Source organism: Pseudomonas nicosulfuronedens, assembly GCF_005877905.1.
Classification (GTDB): domain Bacteria; phylum Pseudomonadota; class Gammaproteobacteria; order Pseudomonadales; family Pseudomonadaceae; genus Pseudomonas; species Pseudomonas nicosulfuronedens.
On sequence record NZ_SWDV01000031.1, the window covers coordinates 54,891 to 79,290 of the forward strand.

The following is a 24,400-nucleotide window of genomic DNA, read 5'->3' on the forward strand; positions in this document are numbered from 1 at the left end:
TACCCTGTAGGACAGATCGCCGCTCTGCGTCTTCTCCAGGGGCAGGGCGATAAAACGAAAATACGGATCGCGGGCTTCTAAGGAGCGCAGATGGCGGAAGCGAAAAAGGGCAGCATGGGGTTCTGGAGCTGCACTGCGCTGGTGGTCGGCAACATGGTCGGGTCAGGGGTGTTCCTGTTGCCGTCGAGCCTGGCGGCGTTTGGCGGGCTCAGCCTGTTCGGTTGGCTGGTGTCGAGCACCGGGGCGGTGATCCTGGCCTTCACTTTCGCCCGGCTGTCGCGGCTCAATCCCGGTGCCGGCGGACCTTACGCCTATACCCGCGACGGTTTCGGCAGCTTTGCCGGTTATCTCTGCGCCTGGACCTACTGGAAAGCCGCCTGGATCGGCAACGCCGCCATCGCCGTCACGCTGGTGGGCTATCTGCGGGTGTTCATTCCGGCCCTGGCCGACCCGCTGCTGATGGTCGCCACGGCCATTGGCGCCATCTGGTTGTGCACCCTGATCAACCTGCGTGGCATCACCGCCTTCGCCGTGGTGCAGAACTGCCTCACTGCGCTCAAGCTGATTCCGTTGCTGCTGGTGGGTATTCTCGGCTGGTTCCACTTCAACCCCGACTACCTGACTATCCCGGCGCCCAGCGAGCTGCCGAACATGGGCTATGCCCAGGCGATCGCCACCACGGCGGCGCTGACGCTGTGGTCGTTCATCGGCCTGGAATCGGCCACCGTGCCGGCGGACGACGTGCGGGACCCGAAGAAGACCATCCCCCGCGCCACGCTGTTCGGCACCCTGGCAGCGGCTTCCGTGTACATCCTGTCGATCACCGCCGTGCAGGGCCTGATGCCGCCGGAAGTGCTGGCCAAGTCCACCTCGCCGTTCGCCGATGCCGCGCGCATCCTGCTGGGCAACTGGGGCTACTACCTGGTCGCCGGCGGTGCGGTGATCGCTTGCCTGGGCGCGCTCAATGGCTGGGTGCTGCTGCAGGGACAGATTCCGGTGGCGCCGGCCCGTGACGGGTTGTTCCCCGAGTCCCTGGGCAAGCTCAACAAGAATGGCGCGCCGGCCAATGGCCTGCTGTCCTCCGGGCTGCTGGTGACGGCGCTGGTGATGGTCGACGGCCACGGCGAGTTGGTGGAGGTGTTCAACGTCATCATCCTGCTCGGCACCATGACCGGCGTCGTGCCCTATGCCTTCTGTACCGCCGCGCTGCTGCAACTGCTGGCCACCAAGCCGGAGTCCTTCTCGCCACGCTCGCGGCCGCAGGTGCTGGCGATCGGTTGCCTGGGCTTCCTCTATTCGCTGTGGGCGTTGTATGGCACCGGCGAGCAGGCGATCTTCTGGGGCTTCCTGGTGTTCATGGCGGGTATCCCGATGTACACCTGGCGCCAGTACCGCAACCGTGCACAGGGGCTGCCGATGGCCGCTGGCGACTGATTGTCGCGGCGGCCACCTTCTTGCCAGATCAAGCAGTTGGTGAGCGTATTGCGAGCGGATTCACGCCTGATGCCGTGGCCTGTGTCACAGACCATGGCATCGACTTTTGGTCTTGCCTTGTTATAGTGGCGCGATGCCAAAAATCTGTATGCGGCACCCATAAGAACTGTTGGCCCGGGCTCCAGCGGCAGCGCGCCGCACCCAGACGAGAAGCAGGGCATTCCCGAGGACATCTCCCGTGACCGAATACAAAGCCTTCCGCGTTGAACTGGCGGACAAGATCGCCCATGTGCAGATCAACCGTCCGGAAAAGCTCAACGCCATGAACGCCGATTTCTGGAAGGAAATCATCGATATCTTCCAGTGGGCCGATGAAACGGATGAAGTCCGTGTCGTCGTCCTCAGTGGCGCCGGCAAGCACTTCTCCGCCGGCATCGACCTCGCCCTGCTGGCCCAGGCCGCCAGCCACCTGGGCAAGGACGTAGGTCGCAACGCCCGCGCGCTGCGCAAGACCATCCTGCAACTGCAGGGCTCCTTCAACGCCGTGGACCGCTGCAGCAAGCCAGTGCTTGCGGCGATCCAGGGTTACTGCATCGGCGGCGGCATCGACCTGATCTCCGCTTGCGACATGCGTTACTGCAGCGCGGATGCGCAGTTCTCCATCAAGGAAATCGACATGGGCATGGCGGCCGATGTCGGCACCCTGCAACGCCTGCCGCGCCTGATTGGCGATGGCATCATGCGTGAGCTGGCCTACACCGGGCGTAACGTCAATGCCGAGGAGGCCCAGCGCATTGGCCTGGTCAACAGCGTCTACGCCGACCATGCCGCGCTGTTCGATGGGGTGATGGAACTGGCCCGGCAGATCGCTGCCAAGTCGCCAATCGCCATTCGCGGCACCAAGGAAATGATTGGCTATGCCCGCGACCACCGTGTCGAGGACGGCCTGGAATACATCGCCACCTGGAACGCCGCCATGCTGCAGTCCGCTGACCTGCAGGCCGCCATGATGGCGCACATGAGCAAGAAGACCCCCGAGTTCGCCGATTGATGTCCGTTCACTCTTCTTGCGCGCAGGAGGCGCACTAGGCCGATGGTTACTGGAGCCACGTCCCTCAGTCTGGTCCGCGACGAGCTGTTCGCCACGATGGAGGAGGCCGAGCAGAATCTCGAGCACTTCATCGCCGAGCGCCAGAACGGCAGCCTGCTGCAACATTCCGTTGATTGCCTGAGCCAGATCCGCGGCACGCTCAATCTCATCGAGCTGGCCGGCGCTGAATTGCTGGCGCAGGAAGCGCTGGACCTGGCCACCGACATTCCGACCGGGGTCAGTGAAGACCGCGACGGCCAGCTGGCTGCGCTCGGCAACGCGCTCTACGTGCTGCGCCGCTACCTGGAAAACCTCGAGGCACACCGCCAGGAAATCCCCGAGCTTCTGCTGCCGGCGATCAACGACGTGCGCCAGGCCGCTGGCCAGCCCGCGCTGCCCGAGAGCTTCTTCTTCAGCGCGCGTCTGGACCTGCCGCGCCCGCTGCGCGCCGTCACCGCGCCACAGGTGGACGACCCGGCCCGCGAAGTCCGCCGCCTGCGGCAGATGTACCAGGTCGGCCTGGTGGGTTTGATCCGGGAACAGAATCTCTATCCCAGCCTCAAGCTCATGGGCCGTGCGCTGGGCAAGCTCGACGTATTGCTGGGCAGTGCCGCGCGCACTCGCCTGTGCTGGGTCGGTGCAGGCGCGCTGGAGTCGCTGGTGGACGCGCAGATGCTGCCGCGCAAGACGCGCAAGCTGGTGTTTTCGCGTCTGGATCGCGAGCTCAAGCAACTGATCGTCAACCCGCAGTACGAAGCGCCGCGGCAATTGCTCAAGGAGCTCCTGTATCTCACCACGCTGGCTGATACCAGCGGTGTGCGCGCCACCGAGCTGCGCCAGGTGTTCGGCCTGGCGCCGCTGCCGTTTACCGATCACCTGCTCGAGGACGAGTCGCAGCGCCTGTCCGGCCCTGGCCAATCGGTGATGCGCTCGCTATCGGTGGCAATCCGCGAGGAACTCACCGCCGTGAAGGACCAGCTCGACCTGATCGAGCGCGGCGTGTCCCAGGCCGATGCGCTGGGCATTCTGCACGCCCAGCTGGGCAAGCTGGCCAAGACCCTGGGCATGGTTGGCCTGAACTCTGCCGCCACTTCGCTGCAGCACCAGCATGGCGTGGTCGCCGGCTGGGTCTCCAGGGGAACGGTGGACGACCCTGCTGCGCTGAACTCCCTGGCCGATGCGTTGCTGTATGTCGAGAGCATGGTCGGCAATCTGGAGCGGGGCGAGCGCATGAGCACGCGTCCGACGCCGATGGGGGAGGACGACTCCTTCGCTGTGCACCAGCTCGCCGAGGCGCGCATCGTGGTGATCGACGAGGCCCAGGCGGGCCTGGCGCTGGCCAAGCGCGCGATTACCGCGTACCTGGAATCCAATGGCGACAAACTGCACCTGGCCAACGTCCCGGTCAGCCTGCAAGCGGTGCGTGGTGGCTTGTGGTTCCTCGGTCAGGAGCGCGCGGCATTGCTCGTGGGCGCCTGTGCCGATTACATTCAGGGGCAGATGATCGAGACGACCCAGATGCCGTCCGAGCAGATGCTGGAGACCCTGGCGGATGCACTGACCGGCCTGGAGTACTACCTGGAGGGTGGAGCCATGATGCGGCCTGAAGGCCAACCCGACGTCCTGGACGTCGCCAGCGAGAGCGTCAAGGCCCTGGGCCTGACGGTGGCAGCCTGATGCGTACCGGGCGCTGGGAGTCCTCGATGTTCGAGGTCGCGGCGAACGGCGGCTGGGCGCTCGCCCACTGCCAGCAGCAGTTCCTCGCCGACAGCAACGGTGTGCTGTTTCCCCGTGACTGGCTCAAGCGCCAGGACCTCTCGGTGCTGTCCGAGCATGCCGTCGGCCAGTTCGACGGCGAGCCGGTGTACCTGCTGGAAATCGACCGTACCGATCCGCTGGAGGGCGCCAGCTGGATCGGCCTGCGCCAGTTCATGATGCAGGCCGAGGAAGACATCTTTGCCATGCTCGGCTTCGCCAGCCAGATCGGTATCTGGTGGCGGCAGAACCGCTTCTGCGGCAGCTGCGGCCAGCCCAGCCAGCGCCTGCCTCGCGACCGCGCCATGCACTGCGAGAGCTGTGGCATCCAGCGCTACCCGTTGCTGTCGCCGAGCATGATCGTGCTGGTGACCCGTGGCGATGAAGTGCTGCTGGCGCGTTCGCCGCGCTTCGTGCCGGGGATGTACAGCACCCTGGCCGGCTTCGTCGAGCCGGGCGAGTCGGTGGAGCACTGTGTCGCGCGCGAAGTGCGCGAAGAGGTGGGCGTGGAGATCGGCAATATCCGCTACATGGGCAGCCAGCCCTGGCCGTTCCCGCATTCGCTGATGTTCGGCTACCACGCCGAGTACGTCAGCGGCGAGATCGTCATGCAGCCGGACGAGATCGAGGATGCCCGCTGGTTCCACGTCGACGAGCTGCCGCGCCTGCCGGCCGAGCGCTCCATCGCCCGCTACCTGATCGAGGTCTACCTGGCGCGCCGCGCCGGTCGTCCCGATCCTGTCCTGCCCGGCGGCGCCTGAATCCAGGCGCCGCAACGGCCGCCTCAGGCCGCGGCGGAGAACCAGTGCTGCCAGGCCAGGCGCACGGTCAGAGCGAGCACCACCAGAATGAATACCGGACGAATGAACTTGGCACCGCCGCCAATGGCCGTGCGCGCGCCAAAATAGGCGCCGACCATCAGCGAACTGCCCATGCACAGGCCCAGCAGCCAGACCACCTGACCCGAGGCGATGAACACCGCCAGCGCGACGATATTGCTGACGAAGTTCATGCTGCGCGCCACGCCGCTGGCGCGGACCAGGTCGAGCGGGTACATCAGCAAGGTGCTGACAGTCCAGAAGGCGCCAGTGCCGGGCCCGGCCACGCCGTCGTAGAAACCCAGGCCCAGACCCTGTGGCCACTGGCGGCGCTGGGCAATGCGCGGATTGGCGTCCAGCGGCGCCTCGGGTGTCTTGCCGAACAGCAGGTAGAGGCCGCAACCGAACACCACCACCGGCAGCATGCGGTTCAGCCATTCCGCTGGCATCAGGTGCGCAGCCCAGGCACCCAGGGCTGCGCCGATGGCGGTGGCGATCAGGCCCTTGCGCCACTGGCGCGGCTGGAACAGCTTGCGGCGGTAGAAGGTATGGCTGGCCACGGCGGCGCCGAAGGTCGAGCTCAGCTTGTTGGTGCCCAGCGCCAGGTGCGGAGGGACGCCAGCAGTGAGCAGGGCAGGGATGGTCAGCAGGCCGCCGCCACCGGCGATGGCGTCGATGAAGCCGGCGAGGAAGGCAACGCCGGCGAGAATGACGAGGGTGGTCGGGTCTACGACGAGTTCGAAGGGCATGGGTCAGGCCTTGATCGGGGGCCCGTGGCGCCACTCTCTTGTAAAGAATGGCGCGCGGGAAACGTTAACGGGCCCGAAAGCTGCGACGGTCTGGCTGGCCGCGCAGGGATGCGGTGCGCATAATGCCGGCATTTCTACGAGGAAGGAAATCATTCGATGCAGTACGACGGTCTGGCCTGGGTCGTTGCCTTCTTGGCCCTGTTGGCCCTGGTGGTAGCCGCCCGCATTCTGTTCGACCGTCACTGGTTCCTCGGCTGGTTGCGGGGTACGGCGGGCATGCTGTTCGTGGCTGTCGCCGTGTTGGTGGCGCTGGTGGCCTGGGATCTGCGCAGCTACGACCCGCTGCCGGCAGAGCGTCCGCTGGCGACGCTGAGCTTTCACAAGGTCGGTGAGCAGCGCTATGACGTCACCGTGCTGCAGGGCGATGAGGAGCGTCGCGTGGAACTGGCTGGCGACCTCTGGCAGCTGGATGCGCGGGTGCTGGAATGGAAAGGGCTGGCACGCTTGATCGGCCTGGCGCCGGGTTACCGCCTGCAGGACCTCAGCGGCCGCTTCCTGGCCGTGGAGCAGCAGAGCCTGGGGCGCAAGGTGGCGCTGGCGGACGACGTGCTGGGGCTCGATCTGTGGCGCTGGTTGCGCGACGGCCAGCATGACCTGCTGACCTTCGTGCCCAAGGCAGGCCGGGTGAACTACCTGCCGTTGGCCGACCAGGCCGTTTTCGCAGTGCGCTACGGGGCCGGTGGGTTGACCGCCGAGCCAATGAACGCGGCGGCGAATCAGGCGCTGAAAGACTGGCAGTGACTGCTTTTCTGTAGGAGCGAGCAAGCTCGCTCCTACAAAGAGCCGCTCGTTCGGAAATGAAAAAAGGGAGCCAATCGGCTCCCTTTTTCGTTTCCTCGATCAGGCTCAGGCGAGGAAGCCGCCGTCCACGTTCAGCGTGACGCCGGTGGTGTAGCTGGAGGCATCGCTGGCGAGGTACAGCACGGCGCCGGCCATTTCGCTCGGGTCGGCCACGCGCTTGAGCGGGATGCGCTGCAGGGCAACGTTGCGGATGGCGTCGTTGCTCACCAGCGCCGAGGCGAACTTGGTGTCGGTCAGGCCCGGCAGCAGGGCGTTGCAGCGAATGTTGAACTGCGCGCACTCCTTGGCGAAGACCTTGGTCATGCTGATCACCGCGGCCTTGGTCACCGAGTAGATGCCCTGGAACTCGCCGGGAGTGACGCCGTTCACCGAGGCGACGTTGATGATGCTGCCGCCGCCGTTGGCCTTCATCAGCTTGCCGCCTTCGATGGACATGAAGTAGTAGCCGCGGATGTTCACGTCGACGGTCTTCTGGAAGGCCGACAGGTCGGTGTCCAGTACGTTGCAGAACTGCGGGTTGGTGGCAGCGTTGTTGACCAGGATGTCCAGGCGGCCGAACTGCTCGCGGATCTGTGCGAAGACGGCCTGGATCTGCTCCATCTCGCCGATGTGGCAGGCAATCGCGGTGGCCTTGCCGCCGGCGGCGACGATTTCGTCAGCCACGGCCTGGCAGCCGTCGATCTTGCGGCTGGAGACGATCACGTGGGCGCCCTGTTGGGCCAGCAGCTTGGCGATGGCCTCGCCGATGCCACGGCTGGCGCCGGAGACGAAGGCGATCTTGCCTTCGAGGTCGAACAGTTGGGTCTTGGACATGGGGGTTCTCCTTGTTCTGGGGCGCCTTTACAGGCGGGACTTGCCGATGACTTGCAGGCTCACCTGTTCCAGCAGCTTGTTGGCGTGGATGAAGGTGGCGAAGCGCTTGTCCTGGGTCTGGCCGTGGAAGAAGCGGTAGTAGATCTGCTGCATGATGCCGGCCAGGCGGAACAGGCCGTAGGTGTAGTAGTAATCCAGGTTGTCGATCTGGATGCCGGCGCGCTCGGCGTAGTAGTCGGCGAACTGCTGGCGGGTCAGCATGCCCGGCTCATGGCTGGGCTGGCGGCGCAGCATCTGCATCGGCTGCGGATCACCCGCTTCGATCCAGTAGGCGAGGGTGTTGCCCAGGTCCATCAGCGGGTCGCCGATGGTGGTCATCTCCCAGTCGAGCACGCCGATGATCTGCATCGGGTTGTTCGGGTCGAGGATGACGTTGTCGAAGCGGTAGTCGTTGTGGACGATGCCCGGCTTGTGATGATCGGCCGGCATCTTCTCGCGCAGCCACACCTTCACCTGCTCCCAGGCAGGTGCGTCGGGGGTCAGGGACTTCTCGTAGCGATCGATCCAGCCGCCGATCTGGCGCTGCACGTAGCCCTCGGGCTTGCCCAGGTCGCCCAGGCCGCAGGCGTTGTAGTCGACGTTGTGCAGGTCGACGAATTTGTCGATGAAGCTCTTGCACAGGGCGGTGGTCTTCTCGGCGTCGAGGTTCAGTTCCTTGGGCAGGTCACTGCGCAGGATGATGCCGTTGACCCGCTCCATGACGTAGAACTCGGCGCCGATCACCGATTCGTCGGTGCAGTAGGCGTACGCCTTGGGGCAGTAGGGGAAGCCGTCCTTGAGCTGGTTCAGGATGCGGAACTCGCGCCCCATGTCGTGGGCCGACTTGGCCTTCTTGCCGAACGGCGGGCGGCGCAGGACCAGCTCCTGGTTGTCGTACTGGATCAGGTAAGTCAGGTTCGAGGCACCGCCAGGGAACTGGCTGATGCGCGGCTGACCCTGCAGGCCGGAGATGTGGTCCTTGAGGTAGCCGTCGATCACGGCGGCATCGAGTTCTTCGCCTTCGCGGGAGCGGATGGTCTGGTCGGTCAACGACATGCTGGTCCCTTTTTATCTAGGAGCTCGTCTTGTACTGGACTTCCCCGCGGGCCCGAGGCGCCGGAGGGGATGCGCGCAAGTCGGCGTCGTGCTGGTGCCTGATGAATCGTGGCAGGATCAGGCAAAGCAATGATGGCGCCGGGTGATCATTGGCTAATCTAATGTCCGACCCCGTCCGTCACAAGCACACAAAGCCCTTATTGGTATTCGTGTTGGGCCCCGATCAGGCTGCCTGATCCGGGCCTTGCAGCGGCGCGCGGGCATAAAAAAACCGGAGCCATGGACTCCGGTTTTTTGCGTCGCGCGGGGCGGTTGCCTCGGGCTCAGACCGGGAACAGTTCGCCCAGCTTCATTGCCAGCATCATGTCGCCTTCGGCGCGCAGCTTGCCAGCCATGAAGGCCTGCATGCCGTCGGTTTCGCCGCTGGTGATGCCCTTGAGGGTTTCGCTGTCCATGATCAGGGTGACGTTGGGGGACTCGGCGTCGCCCTGCACGACTTGGCAGGTGCCGTCCTTGACGACCAGGTAGTGGTTGTCGCCGTCTTCGATGTTGAACTGGAACACCAGATCCAGGCCGGCGGCCGCGCTGGCGTTGAACTTGCTCTGCATGGTGGAAACGATGTCAGCAACACTCATGGTTCTATTCCTTTTCTAGGTTTTCTCGCGCGACGTCGAGGTCGCATGGGGCCGGTTCTCAACGATAGGTGATGAGTTCCGGCGCCTTCAACAGTTCCAGATGCACGTGACTGTTGAAGGAAGCCAGGGCCACTTCGCTGCCGCGGAACTTCAGGCGGTTGAGCGAGGTGTTGACGATCTGCCAGTTGAGCTCGAAGGCGTTCAGCGCCGGAATGCCGGTCACCTGCTGGAGTACCGCGGTGATGGTGCCGCCGGAGGTGAAGACGCCGATAGTGTCCCTGCCGCTGGCTGACTCCAGCAGGCGCTTGAGGCCGCCGTGCACGGTGTCGAGGAATTCGGCCCAGCTGACCAGGCCATCCTTGTCATGGTCGCCGGACACCCAGCGGGCGATCACGTTGGAGAACAGGCGCTGGAACTCGGCGCGGTGATCGGCGGCATTGCGCATGATGTGCAGCGCCTGCGGCTCGATCTCGAGCAGGTCCGGCAGGTGCGCGCGGATCACCGCGTCGGCTTCGAATTCGTTGAAGGCGGAGTCGATTTCCAGGGCAGGCGTGGCGATCCCGGCTTCGTTCAGCCGACCCATCACCGCTTCGGCGGTGTGGCGCTGGCGGCGCAGGTCGCCGGCAACGCAGCGATCGAAGCGCAGGCCCAGGCTGGCCAGGTGTTCGCCGAGGATTTCCGCCTGGCGTACGCCGGTGGCCGAGAGCACATCGTAGTCATCGGCACCGAACGAAGCCTGGCCATGTCGAATCAGGTAGATGCTTCCCACGCGCAGTATCCCGGCAGGGCTGAAAGTTCCGGCGAGGTTATGAGGATCACCTGGGGCTGTCAACGAAAAAACATACGCTTGTTTGAATGGCATTCGCTGGACTGATACAGCGGTTTGCCAGCGCTGGTGGCGGGCCTGCGGCGTGGGTATGCTTGCGGGATTCACTGCGCTTGTCGTGCGTGCGCGAACAGAATTGTAAAAGGGGATGTGAGTGGAGTTTCTAGCGGATTACGCGGGTTTTCTGGCCAAGACCTTCACCGTGGTGGTGGCCATCGTCATCGTCCTGGTGGTGATCGCCGCGTTGCGCGGCCGCGGTCGCCGCGGCGGCAGCGGGCATCTTGAAGTTCACAAGCTCAACGACTTCTACAAGGAGCTGCGCGAGCGCCTGCAGCACAGCGTGCTGGAGAAGGCCAAGCTCAAGGCCCTGCGCAAGTCCGAGGCGAAAAGCCTGAAGGAAGCGAAAAAGAAGAAGGGCGGCGAAAAGAACCGCGTCTACGTGCTCGACTTCGATGGCGATATCAAGGCCTCCGCCACCGAGCAGCTGCGCCATGAGGTGACCGCGCTGCTGACCCTCGCCACGCCGCGCGACGAAGTGGTGCTGCGCCTGGAAAGCGGCGGCGGCATGGTTCACGGCTACGGCCTGGCCGCTTCCCAGCTGGCGCGCATCCGCCAGGCCGGCGTGCCGCTGACTGTCTGCGTGGACAAGGTCGCGGCGAGCGGCGGCTACATGATGGCCTGCATCGGCGAGCGCATTCTTTCCGCGCCCTTTGCCATCCTCGGCTCCATTGGCGTCGTGGCGCAGTTGCCCAACATCCACCGTCTGCTGAAGAAACACGACGTCGATTTCGAGGTACTCACCGCCGGTGAGTACAAGCGCACCCTGACCGTGTTCGGCGAGAACACCGAGAAGGGCCGGGAGAAGTTCCAGGAAGACCTGGAAACCACCCACGAACTGTTCAAGCGCTTCGTCGTCCACTACCGCCCGCAACTGGCCATCGACGAAATCGCCACCGGCGAGGTCTGGCTGGGCCAGGCGGCGCTGGGCAAGAAGCTGGTCGACGAACTCAAGACCAGTGACGAATACCTGGCCGAACGCGCCCGCGAGGCGGATGTCTACCAGCTCAGCTACGTGCAGAAGAAGTCCATCCAGGAACGCTTCGGCGTTGGTGTCAGTGGCGTGATCGATCGCGTGCTGGTGACCTGGTGGGACCGTCTGGGCCGCAGCCGCTTCTGGCAATGATGCTTCTGGCAAAGATTGGGTGTCGGGCGCCGGGATAGCGCCCGTTTTAGCGAATTCGAAAGAGGAGGGTCGAGATGAGTGCATTCAAGGCGTTGTGGGTCACGGAGAGCGCACATGGCGTGTATGACCTGCAGGTGGCCGAGCGGCAGGTTGCCGATCTGCCGGCGGGTGAAGTGCTGGTACGGGTGAAGTATTCCTCGCTCAACTACAAGGATGCGCTGTCTGCCAGCGGTAACCGCGGCGTCACCCGCAAGTATCCGCACACCCCCGGCATCGATGCCGCCGGTGTAGTGGAGTCCTCCTCGGTGGGTGAGTTCGCCCCCGGCGATGAAGTCATCGTCACCGGCTACGACCTGGGCATGAACACGCCGGGTGGCTTCGGCCAGTACATCCGCGTGCCCGCCGCCTGGCTGATCAAGCGCCCGCAGGGCCTGTCGCTGCGCGAAGCGATGATCCTCGGCACCGCCGGCCTGACCGCCGCACTGTGCGTCGACAAGCTGGAGCGTGCCGGCGTCACGCCGTCCGCCGGGCCGATCCTGGTCACTGGCGCCACCGGTGGCGTGGGCAGCATCGCGGTAATGCTGCTGGCGCAACTGGGCTACACCGTGGCCGCCGCCACCGGCAAGCTGGAACAGGCCGAGCTGCTGAACCGCCTTGGCGCGCGACAGATCCTGGATCGAGCTACCGTTTCCGACGGCGTCGACAAGCCGCTGCTGCGTGAGCAGTGGGCCGGTGCGGTAGACACTGTGGGCGGTGACATCCTGTTCAACGTGGTCAAGTCGCTTCAGTACGGCGGCAGCGTCGCCTGCTGCGGCCTGACCGCCGGTGCCGCCTTCAAGGCCACCGTGCTGCCGTTCATCCTGCGCGGCGTGAACCTGCTGGGCGTGGACTCGGTGGAGCTGCCGCTGGTGGTCAAGGCTTCCATGTGGGACAAGCTGTCCCTGCAATGGAAGCTCGACAACCTCGAAGCGGCAGTGCGCGAGGTCAAGCTCGACGACCTGCCGGCCGCCATTCACCAGATCCTCGCCGGCAAGCTGGTCGGCCGGGTGCTGGTGAATCTGGGCTGACGAAACTCGAAGGAGCCCGCGATGGGCTCCTTTGTTCTTCTGAGGCAAGGAGGCCTTGGAATGGGATGGAGGTCAGTATTTCTCGGTAACGAGAGCCCTTCGAGGGCGCGTCTGATTGCGATGTCGTCCACTTATGCCGTGCTGGGTCTGCTCGGACACGGATTAATTACCGATTTCATTCCCACTGCTGACTGGCTCTCGGATGGAGTGATCCCTTCAGTATTGGTCGCAGGGATTCTGTCGCTCGCTTTCTACTGGACGCTCTTGACTGATCGTGGGCATTTCGCCCTTGAGACGCCTCAATTGGTGAGGTGGTTGGCAGTAGTGTTGGCGCCTGTACTGCTGTTCATGTGCTGTCTCATCGTGCTGGTCTATGCGGGAGGCGACCTGCAGGCGCGCTTTTGGGGACGGCCTCAGTCCGTGACTGTCACTCTGGAAAAGCAGCACACCAACAGTCGTCGTACTTGTCACTACCGATTGGTGGGTGAGGATCTGAAGCGATCCCTGTTCAAGCACGCCTGTGTCCAACAGGAACGCTATGGGACATTGCCAGCGCGTGCCGCCTACGTTCTGGTAGGTAGGTCATCTTCTCTCGGTCTTCATATCGACGAGATCATGACGTCCAGCGGAGAACGGATACTTTCACCGCTGGAAGCCTTGCTTCGCTGACTGGAGCTACTGATTCAACCCAGGTCTGGCAACAGGTAATCCGCCCACAGCGAATCGGCGAACTGGCTGCGGAAGAAGCCGAAGTGGCCGATGCGTTTCACGCCGATGTCTTCTGGCGCAATTCGCTTCAGAGTTTTCCGCGAGCCACGGTAGAAACCGTGCAGTGATTCAGTGTTGCGCCCGGACATCATCTCGTCGTCAGTGAAGGAGATCGACGTGATGGGCGTACTCACCGAGGAGTAGGCCTCGCGCACCGCGCCGCCTTCCGCACCCACCGAGTACTCGGGATTCAGGCACCAGCGCCGCCATTGTTCGATCACTCCGCGAGGCAGGTCGCCGACCACGCCCAGGCGCTTGCCAGGGAAGTAGCCCAGCACTGGCGTGATGGTCGGCGCCAGCAGGTACCAGAGCAGCCAGGCCTTGTGCCGTAGTCCCTTGGTGTTCTCGCGCCAGTAGCCGCTGCCGGTGGCGATGGTAAAGGCATGGTGGATGCGTTCGGTGCCGCGTACGAAGGGCAGTATCTGCCCGCCGAGGCTGTGACCGATCCAGAACACCGGCAGGTCGCCGGCGGCCTCGACCACGGCGTCGAGCATCGCACTGCAATCGTGGTTGCCCCAGGCGAGGATGTCGACGTCCAGGTCACGCAGGTGGCCGGCGCGGGACTTGCCCATGCCGACGTAGTCGAAGGTCACGGTCAGGTAGCCGCGCTCGGCCAGCCAGTTGGCGAAGGCCGTGTAGAAACGCTGCTCGACGCCCATGGCGGGGACGATCAGCACCGCTCCGCGAGCTTCTCCGGGTGGGTAGTACCAGTGGCTGGACAGGCTGTGGCCGTCACCATTGTCCAGTGGACGAGGAAGCGGGGTGATCATGGTGCAGTCCCTCAGGCCTGGCTGATGTACATGGTGATGTCGGCACGGAAGACCTTCTTGTCGCCGACGTAGGCGAGCACCGGAACGACCACGTCGCCTTCCTGGTTCCAGTCCAGCGCCCGGCCATCCGCCACGGCACGCACGTCGCCGTCAGCCTTGGCCAGGTATTCCACCGTCATGCCGCGGGGAATCCAGCGGCGTCCCGAGGGGATCGATACGTCGGTCATGGTCCCGGCGGCCAGCTCAGCGGCGTTGCACAGGGCAATGGCGTGGACGGTGCCGATGTGGTTGAGCACTTCGCGGCGTTTGGGGAAGGTCACTTCCGCATAGCCTGGGCGCAGTTCGACGAACTGCGGGGCGATGCTGGCGAAGTAGGGAGCGACCTGGCCGATCATGGCGCTGAACTGCGCGGGGCCGGCCTGCTGGTACATTTGCATCATCTGACTCATGGCAACTCCGGGGCAAAGCGGATTGAAGATGGATGCGCGCCCAGGCAGTATACGAAGATTAGAAAGTAATTCTAGAAAAATATTCTAGAATTATGTGCGAGTGGTTTTTCCAACAGGAACCCCATGGCCCGACCTTCCCGAAAAGATGACATTCTCCAGGCCGCGCTGGCCTGCTTCAGCGAATCCGGCGTGGATGCCACCACCATCGAGATGATCCGCGATCGCTCCGGCGCCAGCATTGGCAGCCTTTACCACCATTACGGGAACAAGGAGCGCATCATCGGCGCGCTGTACCTCACGGGTGTTGGCCAGTACGCGGCGCTGCTGGACGCTGGGATCGAGGAGGGAATGAGCGCGGAGGCCTGCGTGAAACTATTCGTCACCTGTTACGTCGATTGGGTGGCGGCCAACCCGGACTGGGCACGTTTCATTCTGCACAGCCGGGGCCGTGTCGAGGCGGGAGAGGTGGGCGAGGCGTTGCGCGAGGCCAACCGCGAGCAGGGGCGGCGTATCGCCGGGCTGCTTTCCGAGCACCGCAGGGCTGGCGCATTCAAGGAGCTCGCGGCGGAATTGTTCAACTCGGTGGTGATTGGTCCGAGCCAGGACTACGCGCGCAATTGGCTGGCCGGGCGGACGAAGGTGGGCCTGATCGATTGCCGGGATCAGCTGGCGCAGATCGCCTGGGAGAGCGTGAAGGCCTGATCGCTTTTGTAGGAGCGGAGCTTCTCCGCGATCCGGCCGATAGGCCGGTGCACTGCCTGGCAGGTTGTCCTGGCTCCGCCAGGATTTCGCGGAGAAGCTCCGCTCCTACGAAAAGCCAAAGAAAAAGCCCCGCGGTGCGGGGCTTTTTCATGTTGCTGAAGCCGTCGGCCGGATCAGGCCAGCTGGCGGCGACGGAACAGCGGTTGCGGCTGGGTCACCGAGGTCTGGTAGACCTCGCTGAAGTCATCCAGGCCGGCCAGCGCTGCTTGCGGGTCGCGGTCGGCGCGGATGGCGTAGGCGTCGAAGCCACAGCTCTGCATGAAGAACAGCTGGTCACGCAGGACATCGCCGATGGCGCGCACTTCACCCCGGTAGCCGAAGCGCTCGCGCAGCAGGCGCGCGGTGCTGAAACCGCGGCCATCGGTAAAGGCCGGGAAGTTCACGGCGATCACCTGGAACTTGTCCAGATCACCGGCGATGGCCTCGGGCTCTTCTTCCGCATCCAGCCACACGCCCAGGCCACCGTCACGGCCGCGCAGCGCAGGGCCGTGTTCCAGCCACAGGTTCAGCGGGATGATCACGTCGTCGCAGTTGGGCACGGTCTCGAGGGTTGCGTCCTTGGGCAGCAGGTGCCAGCGGTCGTCGACGACCTCGCGGTTCTTAATGATTCGCTGCATATACGCGCTCCTTGAAGGGATCGATGCCGATGCGACGGTAGGTATCGAGGAAACGTTCCTCTTCGGTGCGCTGTTCCACGTAGACCTTGATGATCTTCTCGATCACGTCGGCCATCTGCTCCTGGGCGAAGGATGGGCCGAGGATCTGCGCCAGGCTGGCGTCACGGCTGGCGCTACCGCCCAGGGATACCTGGTAGAACTCCTCACCCTTCTTGTCCACACCGAGGATGCCGATGTGGCCGACGTGGTGGTGGCCGCAGGCGTTCATGCAGCCGGAGATGTTCAGGTCGATGGCGCCGATGTCGAACAGGTAGTCCAGGTCGTCGAAGCGACGCTGGATGGCTTCGGCCACCGGGATCGACTTGGCGTTGGCCAGGGAGCAGAAGTCACCGCCCGGGCAGCAGATCAGGTCGGTCAGCAGGCCCACGTTCGGGGTGGCGAAACCGTTCTCGCGCAGTTCGCCCCAGAGGGTGAACAGCTGCGCCTGTTCGACGTCGGCGAGGATGATGTTCTGGTTATGGCTGTTGCGCACTTCGCCGAAGCTGTAGCGGTCGGCCAGGTCGGCGACCACGTCCAGCTGCTTGTCGGTGATGTCGCCGGGCGCAACGCCCGTGGGCTTGAGCGACAGGGTCACGGCGACGTAGCCGGGCTTCTTGTGGGCGAAGGTGTTGCGGGTGCGCCAGCGGGCGAAGCCGGGGTTCTCGGCGTCGAGCTGGGCGAGGGCGGCGTCCTGGTTTTCCAGGGCCTGGTAGGCCGGGTCGACGAAGTGCGCGGCCACGCGCTGCAATTCGGCGTCGGTCAGGGTGCTCGGGCCATCCTTCAGGTTCGCCCATTCGGCGTCGACCTTCTGGGCGAAGACTTCCGGCGTCAGCGCTTTCACCAGGATCTTGATGCGCGCCTTGTACTTGTTGTCCCGACGGCCATAGCGGTTGTACACGCGCAGGATGGCGTCCAGGTAGGACAGCAGGTGTTTCCACGGCAGGAATTCATTGATGAAGTTGCCGACGATCGGGGTACGGCCCAGGCCGCCGCCGACGGAAACGCGGAAGCCCAGCTCGCCGGCTTCGTTCTGCACCGCTTCCAGGCCGATGTCGTGCACCTCGATGGCGGCGCGGTCGCTCACGGCGCCGTTGACGGCAATCTTGAACTTGCGCGGCAGGTGGGCGAATTCGGGGTGGAAGGTCGACCACTGGCGGATGATCTCGCACCAGGGGCGCGGATCGACCAGTTCGTCATGGGCGACGCCGGCGAACTGGTCGGTGGTGGTGTTGCGGATGCAGTTGCCGCTGGTCTGGATCGCGTGCATCTGCACGGTGGCCAGCTCCGCGAGGATTTCCGGCACGTCTTCCAGTTCCGGCCAGTTGTACTGGACGTTCTGGCGGGTGCTGATGTGCGCGTAGCCCTTGTCGTAGTCGCGGGCGATCTGCGCCAGCTTGCGAACCTGCTGGGAGTTCAGCAGGCCGTAAGGCACAGCCACTCGCAGCATGGGCGCGTAGCGCTGGATGTACAGGCCATTCTGCAGACGCAGCGGGCGGAATTCCTCGCCGGTCAGTTCGCCCGCCAGGTAACGGTGGGTCTGATCGCGGAACTGCTTGACGCGATCCTCTACGATCCTCTGATCGTATTCGTCATATACGTACATGAATCATCCTGCTGTCAGGCTATAGCGCTCAGGGCGTATTGCGTTTCCCAGCGCGCACGGCAACGCGCTCCACGCGGAGTGGGGCGCACGATACCAGTTCAGGAATATGCGCAAAAGTGATGTTTGAGTATATGGCGAGAACTTTCCGATCTAAGCCGCGCCAGGCCTGAAACACAGGCGTGGCGGCGGCTTGCGCGGACATCGGTGTGCCGCTGCGCTTAGCACTTTTTATGCGGTGATCAGGCTTCGCGCCCGTGGGCGGCGTCGCGCAATTGTGAGGTGTCGACACGGACGAAGATCGAGTCACCGACGCAGGTCAGCACGTCGCCGGCATAGACCTCGCAGATGATCCGGCTCTTGCGGCCGACTTCGCCCTCGACGTAGGCCTTGAGGGTCAGTGGCACGCCCATGGGCGTCGGCTTGATGTACTTGATGCCCAGGTTGCCGGTGACGCAGTCGATGCGCGGCAGGCTGCCCGGCTCGCGGCCTTCGGCGCGATAGTGGTAGGCCATGGCGGTCCAGTTCGAGTGGCAGTCCACCAGCATGGCGATCAGGCCGCCGTAGACCAGCTCCGGCCAGCCGCAGTACTTGGCTTCGGGCAGGTGCTCGGCGATGACGTGGATGCCGTCCTCGTGCCAGCGGCTCTTGATGTGAAGTCCGTGCGGGTTGCTGCCTCCGCAGCCGTAGCAGACGCCTTCCGGCGCGACAGTGTCTTGCAGTGAGTCCACGTGCTTAATCCACTCGCTTGTTCTTATGGAGCCAGCAGCCTAACGGCATTTGCGCGGCGACGGAAAGGGGCGGTTCCTTGAGCAGCGGGCAGGGCTGGTCTTAACTCTTGCCTGTGGTCCTTCAGCCAATAACGAGAAGATGGGGGAAACATGAGCGAAGAGTCGTCCAACAAGACCAGCGACAGTGTCGTCGATGCCCGCGCCGCATTCATCCTGATCCTGCTGGTGGTCGCGACCGCAGTGTTCTGGGTCAGCCACCAGTGACAGCGGTGCCGGCGGGTCGTCCTGCGGCCCGCCCGGTACCTCCTCCCTCGCCCGGCTTATCTACAGCCCGGCGAAATGCAGCACCAACTGCACCAGCCCGTAGAGCAGCAACACGAAGACCAGCGTGAAGAGAATGCCCATGGCGATGAAATGACTGGGCTTGCCGTGGGTGAAGTCGCGCGCGCGATTGCGTCCGCTCTGTACGCCGAAGGCCGCGGCCAGCACGCTGTGGAGCATCTGCCAGAAGGTCGGCGGCTTGTTCTGTTGCTCGTCCATCGTTGGTCCTCCTTTTGCCTGCAAGACTAGCTCCTGAGGGCGCGAGCGCTAGAGTTCGATCTGCGTCCACTGGCGTTTCTGCCACATCACCGCGAAGATCGCCGAGGCCAGTCCGCGCTGGAGAATCTGCATGCTCCAGATTGCCAGCAGCCCGCCGCCCAGCACCGGGCCGACCAGGTAGGCCAGGGGCAGGAAGAACAGCCACTGGTTGCCGAGGCTCACTGCCATCACCGTGCGTACGGCACCCGCGCCGAGCAGCGCCTGGGTCAGCACCAGCGCCGTGGCGTCGATCACCATGCCCATGCCGGTGAGCATCAGCGGCACCCGGCCCAGTTCGATCAGCGCAGGATCGCTGACGAACAATTGCAGGATGGACTCGGGGAAAATCCAGAACGGCGCGCCCAGCAGCGCCAGGCCGCAGGCCGCCACCTTCACCACGTCCCAGCCCCAGCGATGCGCGCTGTCGAAATCGCGCTCGCCCATGCTCTGGCTGACCAGGGTGGTCGCAGCCATACCCAGGCCGACGCCGGGGAGAATCAGGAACAGCGCCAGGTTGATCAGTACGTGAGCCACCGCCAGCTCGCGGGTGCCGACCTGGGCGATGATCCAGAACAGCAGGGTGATGCCGGCGGCGAAGAAGAACTGCTGCAGCGAGTTGGGCAGCGACAGGCGTAGCAGGGTGCGAACGTCGCGTTCGCTGGGCAGGCTCGCACGCAAGCCCTGGGCGCGGGCGTCGCGCCAGGTGATCCAGGCGTAGATCAGGGAGCCGATGTACAGTGCCAGTGTCGTGCCCAGGCCGCTGCCAACGGCGCCCATTTGCGGCAGGCCGAACAAGCCGTGGATCAGGCTGTAGCTGATCGCTGCGTTGGCCAGGTGCATCACCACCAGGGTACGCATGTACATGCCTGAGCGCCGGGTGCCGTTCCAGTAGCCGCGGAAGGAGAAGTTCAGTCCGACGGCGAGTACCGACAGTGCGCGCCATTCGAAGTAGGGGATGCCGACCGCGAGTACTTCGGGGTCGCTGGATAGAGCTCGGACGATAGGCTCGGCGAACAGCAGGCAGATCAGCGTGATTGGCAGTGACAGCCCCAGCGCTACCAGAAGCCCGCAATTCAGCGGCGCGGCCAATTCATCGTTGCGGCCTTCGCCGCGGCGGCGCGCAACCAGCGCCTGTACGCCGGCGCCCAGGCCCATCACCAGGGAGATGGCGACGAAGTTGGCGTAACTGCCGATGCCGACTCCGGCCAGGGACTTTTCTCCGAGGTGCCCGACCATCGCCGCATCCACCAGGTTGAGCAGGCTCTGGCTGAGCATCCCGCCGATGATCGGCAGGCCCAGGCTGAGAATATTCTGGAACCGCTGGCGCTCTAGCATGGCGTCTCTGGGCAGTGAGCTCCGGCTTTGTGTGGACGTCCAGCGGGCCCGTGCCGGTAGGGCGCCACTGTGGAAATCCTAGCTGATCCGTCCGGTCCCCGCCCCCCATTCAGAACGTAATGTGCCTACGAATACTGCGAAGTTGGCCCGGCGATATTTCCGATATTTGTGTGAGGTGTATCACGTTTTTTCGCCTTGGCGAATGCAGGCGGCGTACTACGCTGAGACTCAATTGACCAGGGCAAACCTGTGCGAAAGCCAGGGACGCAAAGCCACCGATCTACAGCCCGGAAGGGCCATGACCGCGGGGTTGCCAAGCAGGCCGGACGTTCGTCCGCGCCCTCTGCGAGCTTGCGCTCGGCATCTTCCAACGTCCCGGTGAGCCTCCTGATCAACCCGTGCAGGTTGATGGTGTTTGTTGGCCAAAGGGAGCGCGCCGATGAATCAGCCGTACCAGCTTCAGTACACCTACGGGTTCGCCCGCATGGCGTTGCGAGATCAGGTGGTCTTCAAGTCCATTGTCGGTCTGCTCAGCGGCCGTACGTTGGCGAGTTGGGCTTATGTCGACGGCCCGGCCGACTTGGTGGTCGAGGGTGAGGAGGGCGCGCCGCGCGTCCAGTTGCGCACCGCCGAGGGCGAGCCTTTCTGGGTGCACTGGCCGCTGCGCGCCAGTGAAGTCTTCGACTGTCTTGAGCGCGCCGCCCGTGCCATTGGCCAGCGACCCATAGAGGCGCTTGGCGCCACGCTACGCCTGAAGCACTGGCCAGCAGCCTCCCTGCTCCAGGGAGATCATCGCTACGTACGCCTGGCCACGTTGCTCTGTGCCCGGACCATGAGCCTGGACGAGCTATGCGAGCGCTCCGGCGTGCCGCGCACGGTGGCGGAGAGCTTTGTCCGCCTGATGGCCGCGCAGGAGATGCTTCAACACAGTCAGGCCATTCCCGTCGCAGCTGCGCAGCAAACTGCTGCTCCCATTGGCCTGCTGGCACGTATCCGCCGTCACTTGGGCCTGGGCGGGGCGGTGGAGGCCAGCCGATGAGGGAATACAAGATCCTCTTCACCGGCACCATGGGCGCCGGCAAGACCACCGCCATTGCCGCGATCAGCGATATCGACCCGGTCAGCACCGACGTACAGAACAACGATCCCAGCCTGGACAAGGCGCGCACCACGGTCGGCCTGGACTACGGCGAAGTGGTTCTTGGCCCGGACGAGCGCCTGCGCCTGTATGGCACTCCCGGTCAGGCCCGCTTCGCCTTCATGTGGGGAATCCTTGCCCGCGGCGCGCTCGGCCTGGTGATCCTGATCGACAACTCACGGCCTGATCCGCTGGGGGACCTGCGCGTCTACCTCGACGGTTTCGCCGATTGCATCGCCCAGGCGCCCTGCGTGGTCGGCGTCGGCCGCTTGCCGGGCAACCCCAGCCCCAGCCTGGACGACTACGCCGCTGCCTTGGCACAGGCCGGGTATGCCTTCCCGGTGGTGGAAGTGGATGTACGCGAAGCAGAGCAGGTGCGACTGCTGCTCGACCTGCTCCTGCTGCAACTGGAATGCACGGCAGCCTGAGGCTGAATTTTGCAATCGATTGGAGTCGACCATGGAACCTGTCCTGATGGGCCTGCCGGAAAGACTGCGTCGCGACGCCGAGCTGGCGCTGGACGAACTGGGCGACAGCCTGGGCCGTCTGAGCGCGGCGGTGATCGCCACGACTGACGGTTTTGAAGTGGCCTCCCGTGCCGGCAAGGGGCTGGAGGTTTCCAAGCTGGCGGCCATGGCCTGCTCGATCTCGGCCCTCGGCGCGATGGTGGGCCAGGAGAGTGAAGTCGGGCCGCACCAGAACGTGATAGTCGAAGCGAGCGAAGGCTACATCGTCATCGTCGACATCCCGCACCCGAGCCACCCGATGATCCTCAACCTGGTCGCCGACCGCGAGGAGATGTTGGGCCAGGTGCTCTACCAGGCAAAGCGAACCGCAACTCGGCTGGCGGATGTTTCGCTGGCCGGCTGAGACAAAAGGCATCGCGGCGCGCGCGGCCGCGGGGCCCCTATAACAGGACGCGCACTCAAGGAGTAATCGCTATGGCAGCACTGCAACAATCGCTGGACGAACTGCTGAACCTGGATGGTGCCCTGGCGTCGGCCGTGGTGGATGCCAAGAGCGGCATGCTGCTCGGGCAGGCCGGTTGTGGCGTGGACCTGGAACTGGCCGCGGCGGGCAATACCGAAGTAGTCCGTGCCAAGCTCAAGACCATGAAGTCGCTGGCGCTCAATGATGTGATCGAGGACATCCTCATCACCCTCGGCCGGCAGTACCACATCATCCGCCCGATGGCGAAGCATGAGGGCGTGTTCATGTACTACGTGCTGGACAAGGTGAAAGCGAACCTGGCGCTGGCGCGGCGCAAGTTGCAGGAGGTGGAGGGGCAGATGGCGATCTGAGGCGGGCAGGCAGGAGGCTTCTGCCCGTTCCCTGATGTGCAACCCGCTGGCCCGACACGGGCCAGCTTCGTTTCAGCTGAGCAGGAGTTGCGCCAACTGCGCGGCATGGCCGCGCAATTCCGGGACCGCAGTGGCCTCCCAGTGGCTGGCGCGCAGCATCGGGCTGAGGAGGTACAGATCAGGATGGACAACGCCTCGGGCATTGCGCAAGCGATAGTGGGCGTCGGTTTCGAGTCCCAGTTGCTGGCTGTCCTGACAAATGACTCCGCGGTCGAGCAAGCCGCAGAGCAGGGGCTCGCTGACGGTGCGCAGGTTGGTACAGGGGCCGGTGCAGTTGATCAGGTAGTCAAAGTGCTGCGCGGCTGATTGCGACGCGCCTCTGGGGCGGATGTCGAGCAAGATGCCTTGCGCATTGGCGCTCGCTGCAATGACCCGGCCAGCCTGGATTCGCAGTTGCCCACTGTCGCGCAGGTCGTTGATCCGTTGCGCTACCGGTGGCGCGGCGCGGTGGCGATGAACGTCCCAGTAAGGCTGCAGATGGCGCAGGAAGCGGTCACGTTCCTTGTCGTTTAGTGCTTGCCAGAGCTGTGGTGTTGCCGGGCGCAAGGCGGCGATCACGTCGCGCCAGTCGTGGCCGTCCTCTGTGGCCTGACGAATCAGGCTTCGCAGTCGGCGCAACCGTTCGTTCAGTCCCATCTGGTCGAGGAAGGTCGGTGGGAGCTCGGGCAGCACGGGGTGGCTGGTATTGTCGCGGTGCGCCTGAGGTAGCAGGGATCGGCGCGACAGCGCCAGCAGCGAGCCGCGATGGCCTTGGTCCTGCAGGGCGAGGGCCATGTCGTACATGGTTAGCCCGGTACCCAGCAGCAGGATTCTGGCGTCGGACGGAATGCTCTCCAGCACGCCAGGGGCCCAGGGGTCGCGCAGGTAGCGCGGATCGCTTTCGAGCGCTTTCAGAGGGGCTGGGGTTGCGGGGGCGAAGTTGCCGGTGGCGATGACTACCTTGCGGCTGTCCAGATGCTGGCCGTTATCCAGCAGCAGGTGCAGGTAATCCCCCTGCTCGTTCAGCTCCAGTACTTGTTCGCACAGACTGCTAAAGCGTACTCCCGGTGCGGCTTCGGCTATCGCCTGGCCGAGGCGGTCCTGCAGGTAGTCGCCGTAGAAACGTCGTGGCAGGAAGTCTCCGGGGTTCGCCTCGGGCATCTGCCGGCGAGCGAAGTCGAGAAAGTCCGAAGGCTGGTCGGGGAACAGGCTCATGCGCTCGGCGGGCACATTGAGGATGTGGCTGGCGGAACGGGTGCCGTAGGCGAGACCGCGGGCCAGCCGCCCGGAGCGATTGATCAGGCTGAGGCGCAGCGGCCCCTTGGCGTTGCGAAGCAACTGGATGGCCAGCGCTGTACCGCAAAAACCGCTGCCGATGATGGCGATGTGTTCCATGCAACCCGCTCCCTGTTTCGGACCGGGGCAGGGTCGCAGAGCGAGGCGTGACTGGCAACCGGGGGGCCGCGAAAATCTTGGCCCACGTCAAACGAGTCCGATGCGCGAACTGGGTAAATGCCGGGGAAATAACAGAAAGGCGACTTTGGGGTCGCCTTTCTGTCGGGACTTACTCGAACAGGCCGTGCCAGCAGTCGCTCAGATCGCCCAGTTCGAAGGACTTGGCCCAGGATTGCTTTTCCAGCCACAGGCGGGTGGTTTCGCGGTCGGCTTCGGTCAGGCTGCCGACGGCGTTCAGGCACAGATAGCCGGTGAACTCACCGTCTTCGGTAGCGCCGCCGACGAAGACCCAGCCCTCGGACTCGACGAACGCGATCCACTGATCGAGCACGTCATCCAGGTCGCCGGTGTAGTTCACTTCCAGGCTGAAGCCGAACTCCTGGAACTCGCCCAGGCGCAGTTTCTTCAGCAGGCGGCGTTTGCGCGGCTTGGCCATTTGTTCGGGGGTGAGGTATTTCATCGGTGTTTCTCTCGTCAGCGGAAGCCTGGCG

General features: G+C 64.4%; 27 protein-coding genes and 1 riboswitch. Of the genes, 13 read left to right on the forward strand and 14 right to left on the reverse strand.

The window, feature by feature from the left end:
- The first annotated feature begins 90 nt into the window (after positions 1 to 90).
- From FAS41_RS21885 to nudC, 4 genes are all read left to right on the forward strand, one after another.
- The gene (locus tag FAS41_RS21885) at positions 91 to 1,434 is read left to right on the forward strand and encodes an amino acid permease (protein WP_138525519.1); all 1,344 of its coding nucleotides are present in this window, start codon (positions 91 to 93) and stop codon (positions 1,432 to 1,434) included.
- A 238-nt stretch (positions 1,435 to 1,672) separates the two neighbouring features.
- Positions 1,673 to 2,485 carry a crotonase/enoyl-CoA hydratase family protein gene (locus FAS41_RS21890; RefSeq protein WP_138525520.1) on the forward strand — a complete coding sequence of 271 codons (813 nt, stop codon included), beginning with the start codon at positions 1,673 to 1,675 and terminating at the stop codon, positions 2,483 to 2,485.
- Positions 2,486 to 2,527: 42 nt separating this feature from the next.
- On the forward strand, positions 2,528 to 4,201 hold the full coding sequence (locus tag FAS41_RS21895; protein ID WP_138525521.1) for a FimL-related protein: 1,674 nt from the start codon (positions 2,528 to 2,530) through the stop codon (positions 4,199 to 4,201).
- Positions 4,201 to 5,040 (forward strand): NAD(+) diphosphatase, encoded by an 840-nt coding sequence (nudC, locus tag FAS41_RS21900; RefSeq protein WP_138525522.1) that lies wholly within the window; start codon positions 4,201 to 4,203, stop codon positions 5,038 to 5,040. Before FAS41_RS21895 ends, nudC begins: the two co-directional genes overlap by 1 nt.
- A gap of 23 nt (positions 5,041 to 5,063) precedes the next feature.
- Here nudC and FAS41_RS21905 read toward each other — a convergent pair whose 3' ends face one another.
- Positions 5,064 to 5,846 (reverse strand): TSUP family transporter, encoded by a 783-nt coding sequence (locus tag FAS41_RS21905; RefSeq protein ID WP_138525523.1) that lies wholly within the window; start codon positions 5,844 to 5,846, stop codon positions 5,064 to 5,066.
- Positions 5,847 to 6,002: 156 nt separating this feature from the next.
- Between FAS41_RS21905 and FAS41_RS21910 the strand changes: the two genes are divergently transcribed.
- The gene (locus FAS41_RS21910; RefSeq protein WP_138525524.1) at positions 6,003 to 6,647 is read left to right on the forward strand and encodes a hypothetical protein; all 645 of its coding nucleotides are present in this window, start codon (positions 6,003 to 6,005) and stop codon (positions 6,645 to 6,647) included.
- A 105-nt stretch (positions 6,648 to 6,752) separates the two neighbouring features.
- On the opposite strand, the gene FAS41_RS21915 is transcribed toward FAS41_RS21910, so the two are convergent.
- The 4 genes from FAS41_RS21915 to FAS41_RS21930 form a co-directional block, all read right to left on the reverse strand.
- Entirely contained in the window at positions 6,753 to 7,520 is a 768-nt protein-coding gene (locus tag FAS41_RS21915) for an SDR family oxidoreductase (RefSeq protein ID WP_045208354.1), read from the reverse strand.
- A gap of 27 nt (positions 7,521 to 7,547) precedes the next feature.
- A complete protein-coding gene (locus FAS41_RS21920; RefSeq protein WP_138525525.1) occupies positions 7,548 to 8,615 on the reverse strand; it encodes a phosphotransferase family protein in 1,068 nt (355 codons plus the stop codon).
- A 323-nt stretch (positions 8,616 to 8,938) separates the two neighbouring features.
- The gene (locus tag FAS41_RS21925; protein ID WP_081516542.1) at positions 8,939 to 9,250 is read right to left on the reverse strand and encodes an SCP2 sterol-binding domain-containing protein; all 312 of its coding nucleotides are present in this window, start codon (positions 9,248 to 9,250) and stop codon (positions 8,939 to 8,941) included.
- A gap of 58 nt (positions 9,251 to 9,308) precedes the next feature.
- Entirely contained in the window at positions 9,309 to 10,019 is a 711-nt protein-coding gene (locus tag FAS41_RS21930) for a histidine phosphatase family protein (RefSeq protein ID WP_138525526.1), read from the reverse strand.
- A gap of 211 nt (positions 10,020 to 10,230) precedes the next feature.
- On the opposite strand from FAS41_RS21930, the gene sohB reads away from it, so the two are divergent.
- From sohB to FAS41_RS21945, 3 genes are all read left to right on the forward strand, one after another.
- On the forward strand, positions 10,231 to 11,259 hold the full coding sequence (sohB, locus tag FAS41_RS21935; RefSeq protein ID WP_138525527.1) for a protease SohB: 1,029 nt from the start codon (positions 10,231 to 10,233) through the stop codon (positions 11,257 to 11,259).
- 74 nt (positions 11,260 to 11,333) lie between these two features.
- Positions 11,334 to 12,326: a YhdH/YhfP family quinone oxidoreductase gene (locus FAS41_RS21940; protein WP_138525528.1), complete on the forward strand. Its 993-nt coding sequence runs from the start codon at positions 11,334 to 11,336 to the stop codon at positions 12,324 to 12,326.
- 21 nt (positions 12,327 to 12,347) lie between these two features.
- On the forward strand, positions 12,348 to 12,995 hold the full coding sequence (locus FAS41_RS21945; RefSeq protein ID WP_138525529.1) for a hypothetical protein: 648 nt from the start codon (positions 12,348 to 12,350) through the stop codon (positions 12,993 to 12,995).
- A gap of 14 nt (positions 12,996 to 13,009) precedes the next feature.
- On the opposite strand, the gene FAS41_RS21950 is transcribed toward FAS41_RS21945, so the two are convergent.
- Positions 13,010 to 13,864 (reverse strand): alpha/beta hydrolase family protein, encoded by an 855-nt coding sequence (locus FAS41_RS21950; RefSeq protein WP_138525530.1) that lies wholly within the window; start codon positions 13,862 to 13,864, stop codon positions 13,010 to 13,012.
- Between the two features lie 11 nt (positions 13,865 to 13,875).
- A complete protein-coding gene (locus tag FAS41_RS21955) occupies positions 13,876 to 14,313 on the reverse strand; it encodes a hotdog fold domain-containing protein (RefSeq protein ID WP_138525531.1) in 438 nt (145 codons plus the stop codon).
- Between the two features lie 123 nt (positions 14,314 to 14,436).
- Here FAS41_RS21955 and FAS41_RS21960 point away from each other — a divergent pair, with 123 nt between their 5' ends.
- A complete protein-coding gene (locus FAS41_RS21960) occupies positions 14,437 to 15,015 on the forward strand; it encodes a TetR/AcrR family transcriptional regulator (RefSeq protein ID WP_138525532.1) in 579 nt (192 codons plus the stop codon).
- Between the two features lie 173 nt (positions 15,016 to 15,188).
- On the opposite strand, the gene FAS41_RS21965 is transcribed toward FAS41_RS21960, so the two are convergent.
- From FAS41_RS21965 to FAS41_RS21985, 5 genes are all read right to left on the reverse strand, one after another.
- Entirely contained in the window at positions 15,189 to 15,692 is a 504-nt protein-coding gene (locus tag FAS41_RS21965; RefSeq protein WP_138525533.1) for a DUF934 domain-containing protein, read from the reverse strand.
- Positions 15,676 to 17,334 (reverse strand): nitrite/sulfite reductase, encoded by a 1,659-nt coding sequence (locus FAS41_RS21970; RefSeq protein ID WP_138525534.1) that lies wholly within the window; start codon positions 17,332 to 17,334, stop codon positions 15,676 to 15,678. Before FAS41_RS21970 ends, FAS41_RS21965 begins: the two co-directional genes overlap by 17 nt.
- 239 nt (positions 17,335 to 17,573) lie before the next feature.
- The gene (locus tag FAS41_RS21975) at positions 17,574 to 18,071 is read right to left on the reverse strand and encodes a PaaI family thioesterase (RefSeq protein WP_138525535.1); all 498 of its coding nucleotides are present in this window, start codon (positions 18,069 to 18,071) and stop codon (positions 17,574 to 17,576) included.
- A 315-nt stretch (positions 18,072 to 18,386) separates the two neighbouring features.
- Complete coding sequence (locus tag FAS41_RS21980; RefSeq protein ID WP_138525536.1) at positions 18,387 to 18,602, reverse strand: DUF2970 domain-containing protein; 216 nt, start codon at positions 18,600 to 18,602, stop codon at positions 18,387 to 18,389.
- 48 nt (positions 18,603 to 18,650) lie between these two features.
- Complete coding sequence (locus FAS41_RS21985) at positions 18,651 to 19,976, reverse strand: MATE family efflux transporter (RefSeq protein WP_138525537.1); 1,326 nt, start codon at positions 19,974 to 19,976, stop codon at positions 18,651 to 18,653.
- 230 nt (positions 19,977 to 20,206) lie between these two features.
- Positions 20,207 to 20,294: riboswitch (cyclic di-GMP riboswitch) on the forward strand.
- A gap of 121 nt (positions 20,295 to 20,415) precedes the next feature.
- Here FAS41_RS21985 and FAS41_RS21990 point away from each other — a divergent pair.
- The 4 genes from FAS41_RS21990 (at position 20,416) to FAS41_RS22005 (ending at position 22,415) form a co-directional block, all read left to right on the forward strand.
- Positions 20,416 to 21,015, forward strand: a complete 600-nt coding sequence (locus FAS41_RS21990; protein WP_138525538.1) for a hypothetical protein — start codon at positions 20,416 to 20,418, stop codon at positions 21,013 to 21,015.
- On the forward strand, positions 21,012 to 21,542 hold the full coding sequence (locus FAS41_RS21995) for a GTP-binding protein (protein WP_138525539.1): 531 nt from the start codon (positions 21,012 to 21,014) through the stop codon (positions 21,540 to 21,542). Before FAS41_RS21990 ends, FAS41_RS21995 begins: the two co-directional genes overlap by 4 nt.
- A gap of 31 nt (positions 21,543 to 21,573) precedes the next feature.
- A complete protein-coding gene (locus FAS41_RS22000; RefSeq protein WP_138525540.1) occupies positions 21,574 to 21,984 on the forward strand; it encodes a roadblock/LC7 domain-containing protein in 411 nt (136 codons plus the stop codon).
- Between the two features lie 71 nt (positions 21,985 to 22,055).
- On the forward strand, positions 22,056 to 22,415 hold the full coding sequence (locus FAS41_RS22005; protein WP_138525541.1) for a hypothetical protein: 360 nt from the start codon (positions 22,056 to 22,058) through the stop codon (positions 22,413 to 22,415).
- A gap of 72 nt (positions 22,416 to 22,487) precedes the next feature.
- Here FAS41_RS22005 and FAS41_RS22010 read toward each other — a convergent pair whose 3' ends face one another.
- Entirely contained in the window at positions 22,488 to 23,849 is a 1,362-nt protein-coding gene (locus tag FAS41_RS22010; RefSeq protein WP_138525542.1) for an FAD/NAD(P)-binding protein, read from the reverse strand.
- A gap of 169 nt (positions 23,850 to 24,018) precedes the next feature.
- Positions 24,019 to 24,369, reverse strand: coding sequence for a 50S ribosome-binding protein YggL (locus FAS41_RS22015; RefSeq protein ID WP_138525543.1), 351 nt, complete (start codon positions 24,367 to 24,369; stop codon positions 24,019 to 24,021).
- Positions 24,370 to 24,400: the final 31 nt, after the last annotated feature.

Bases quoted from the DNA above. Each gene is read 5' to 3' on its own strand.
- nudC (WP_138525522.1), top strand. From the start codon at position 4,201: ATGCGTACCGGGCGCTGGGAGTCCTCGATGTTCGAGGTCGCGGCGAAC.
- FAS41_RS21915 (WP_045208354.1), bottom strand. From the start codon at position 7,520: ATGTCCAAGACCCAACTGTTCGACCTCGAAGGCAAGATCGCCTTCGTC.
- FAS41_RS21960 (WP_138525532.1), top strand. From the start codon at position 14,437: ATGGCCCGACCTTCCCGAAAAGATGACATTCTCCAGGCCGCGCTGGCC.
- FAS41_RS21950 (WP_138525530.1), bottom strand. From the start codon at position 13,864: ATGATCACCCCGCTTCCTCGTCCACTGGACAATGGTGACGGCCACAGC.
- FAS41_RS21940 (WP_138525528.1), top strand. From the start codon at position 11,334: ATGAGTGCATTCAAGGCGTTGTGGGTCACGGAGAGCGCACATGGCGTG.
- FAS41_RS21955 (WP_138525531.1), bottom strand. From the start codon at position 14,313: ATGAGTCAGATGATGCAAATGTACCAGCAGGCCGGCCCCGCGCAGTTC.
- FAS41_RS21995 (WP_138525539.1), top strand. From the start codon at position 21,012: ATGAGGGAATACAAGATCCTCTTCACCGGCACCATGGGCGCCGGCAAG.
- FAS41_RS22015 (WP_138525543.1), bottom strand. From the start codon at position 24,369: ATGAAATACCTCACCCCCGAACAAATGGCCAAGCCGCGCAAACGCCGC.
- FAS41_RS21920 (WP_138525525.1), bottom strand. From the start codon at position 8,615: ATGTCGTTGACCGACCAGACCATCCGCTCCCGCGAAGGCGAAGAACTC.
- FAS41_RS21980 (WP_138525536.1), bottom strand. From the start codon at position 18,602: ATGGACGAGCAACAGAACAAGCCGCCGACCTTCTGGCAGATGCTCCAC.
- FAS41_RS21985 (WP_138525537.1), bottom strand. From the start codon at position 19,976: ATGCTAGAGCGCCAGCGGTTCCAGAATATTCTCAGCCTGGGCCTGCCG.
- FAS41_RS21905 (WP_138525523.1), bottom strand. From the start codon at position 5,846: ATGCCCTTCGAACTCGTCGTAGACCCGACCACCCTCGTCATTCTCGCC.
- FAS41_RS22005 (WP_138525541.1), top strand. From the start codon at position 22,056: ATGGCAGCACTGCAACAATCGCTGGACGAACTGCTGAACCTGGATGGT.
- FAS41_RS21885 (WP_138525519.1), top strand. From the start codon at position 91: ATGGCGGAAGCGAAAAAGGGCAGCATGGGGTTCTGGAGCTGCACTGCG.
- FAS41_RS21895 (WP_138525521.1), top strand. From the start codon at position 2,528: ATGGTTACTGGAGCCACGTCCCTCAGTCTGGTCCGCGACGAGCTGTTC.
- FAS41_RS21970 (WP_138525534.1), bottom strand. From the start codon at position 17,334: ATGTACGTATATGACGAATACGATCAGAGGATCGTAGAGGATCGCGTC.
- FAS41_RS21925 (WP_081516542.1), bottom strand. From the start codon at position 9,250: ATGAGTGTTGCTGACATCGTTTCCACCATGCAGAGCAAGTTCAACGCC.
- FAS41_RS21945 (WP_138525529.1), top strand. From the start codon at position 12,348: ATGGGCTCCTTTGTTCTTCTGAGGCAAGGAGGCCTTGGAATGGGATGG.
- FAS41_RS21910 (WP_138525524.1), top strand. From the start codon at position 6,003: ATGCAGTACGACGGTCTGGCCTGGGTCGTTGCCTTCTTGGCCCTGTTG.
- FAS41_RS22010 (WP_138525542.1), bottom strand. From the start codon at position 23,849: ATGGAACACATCGCCATCATCGGCAGCGGTTTTTGCGGTACAGCGCTG.
- FAS41_RS21965 (WP_138525533.1), bottom strand. From the start codon at position 15,692: ATGCAGCGAATCATTAAGAACCGCGAGGTCGTCGACGACCGCTGGCAC.
- FAS41_RS22000 (WP_138525540.1), top strand. From the start codon at position 21,574: ATGGAACCTGTCCTGATGGGCCTGCCGGAAAGACTGCGTCGCGACGCC.
- FAS41_RS21990 (WP_138525538.1), top strand. From the start codon at position 20,416: ATGAATCAGCCGTACCAGCTTCAGTACACCTACGGGTTCGCCCGCATG.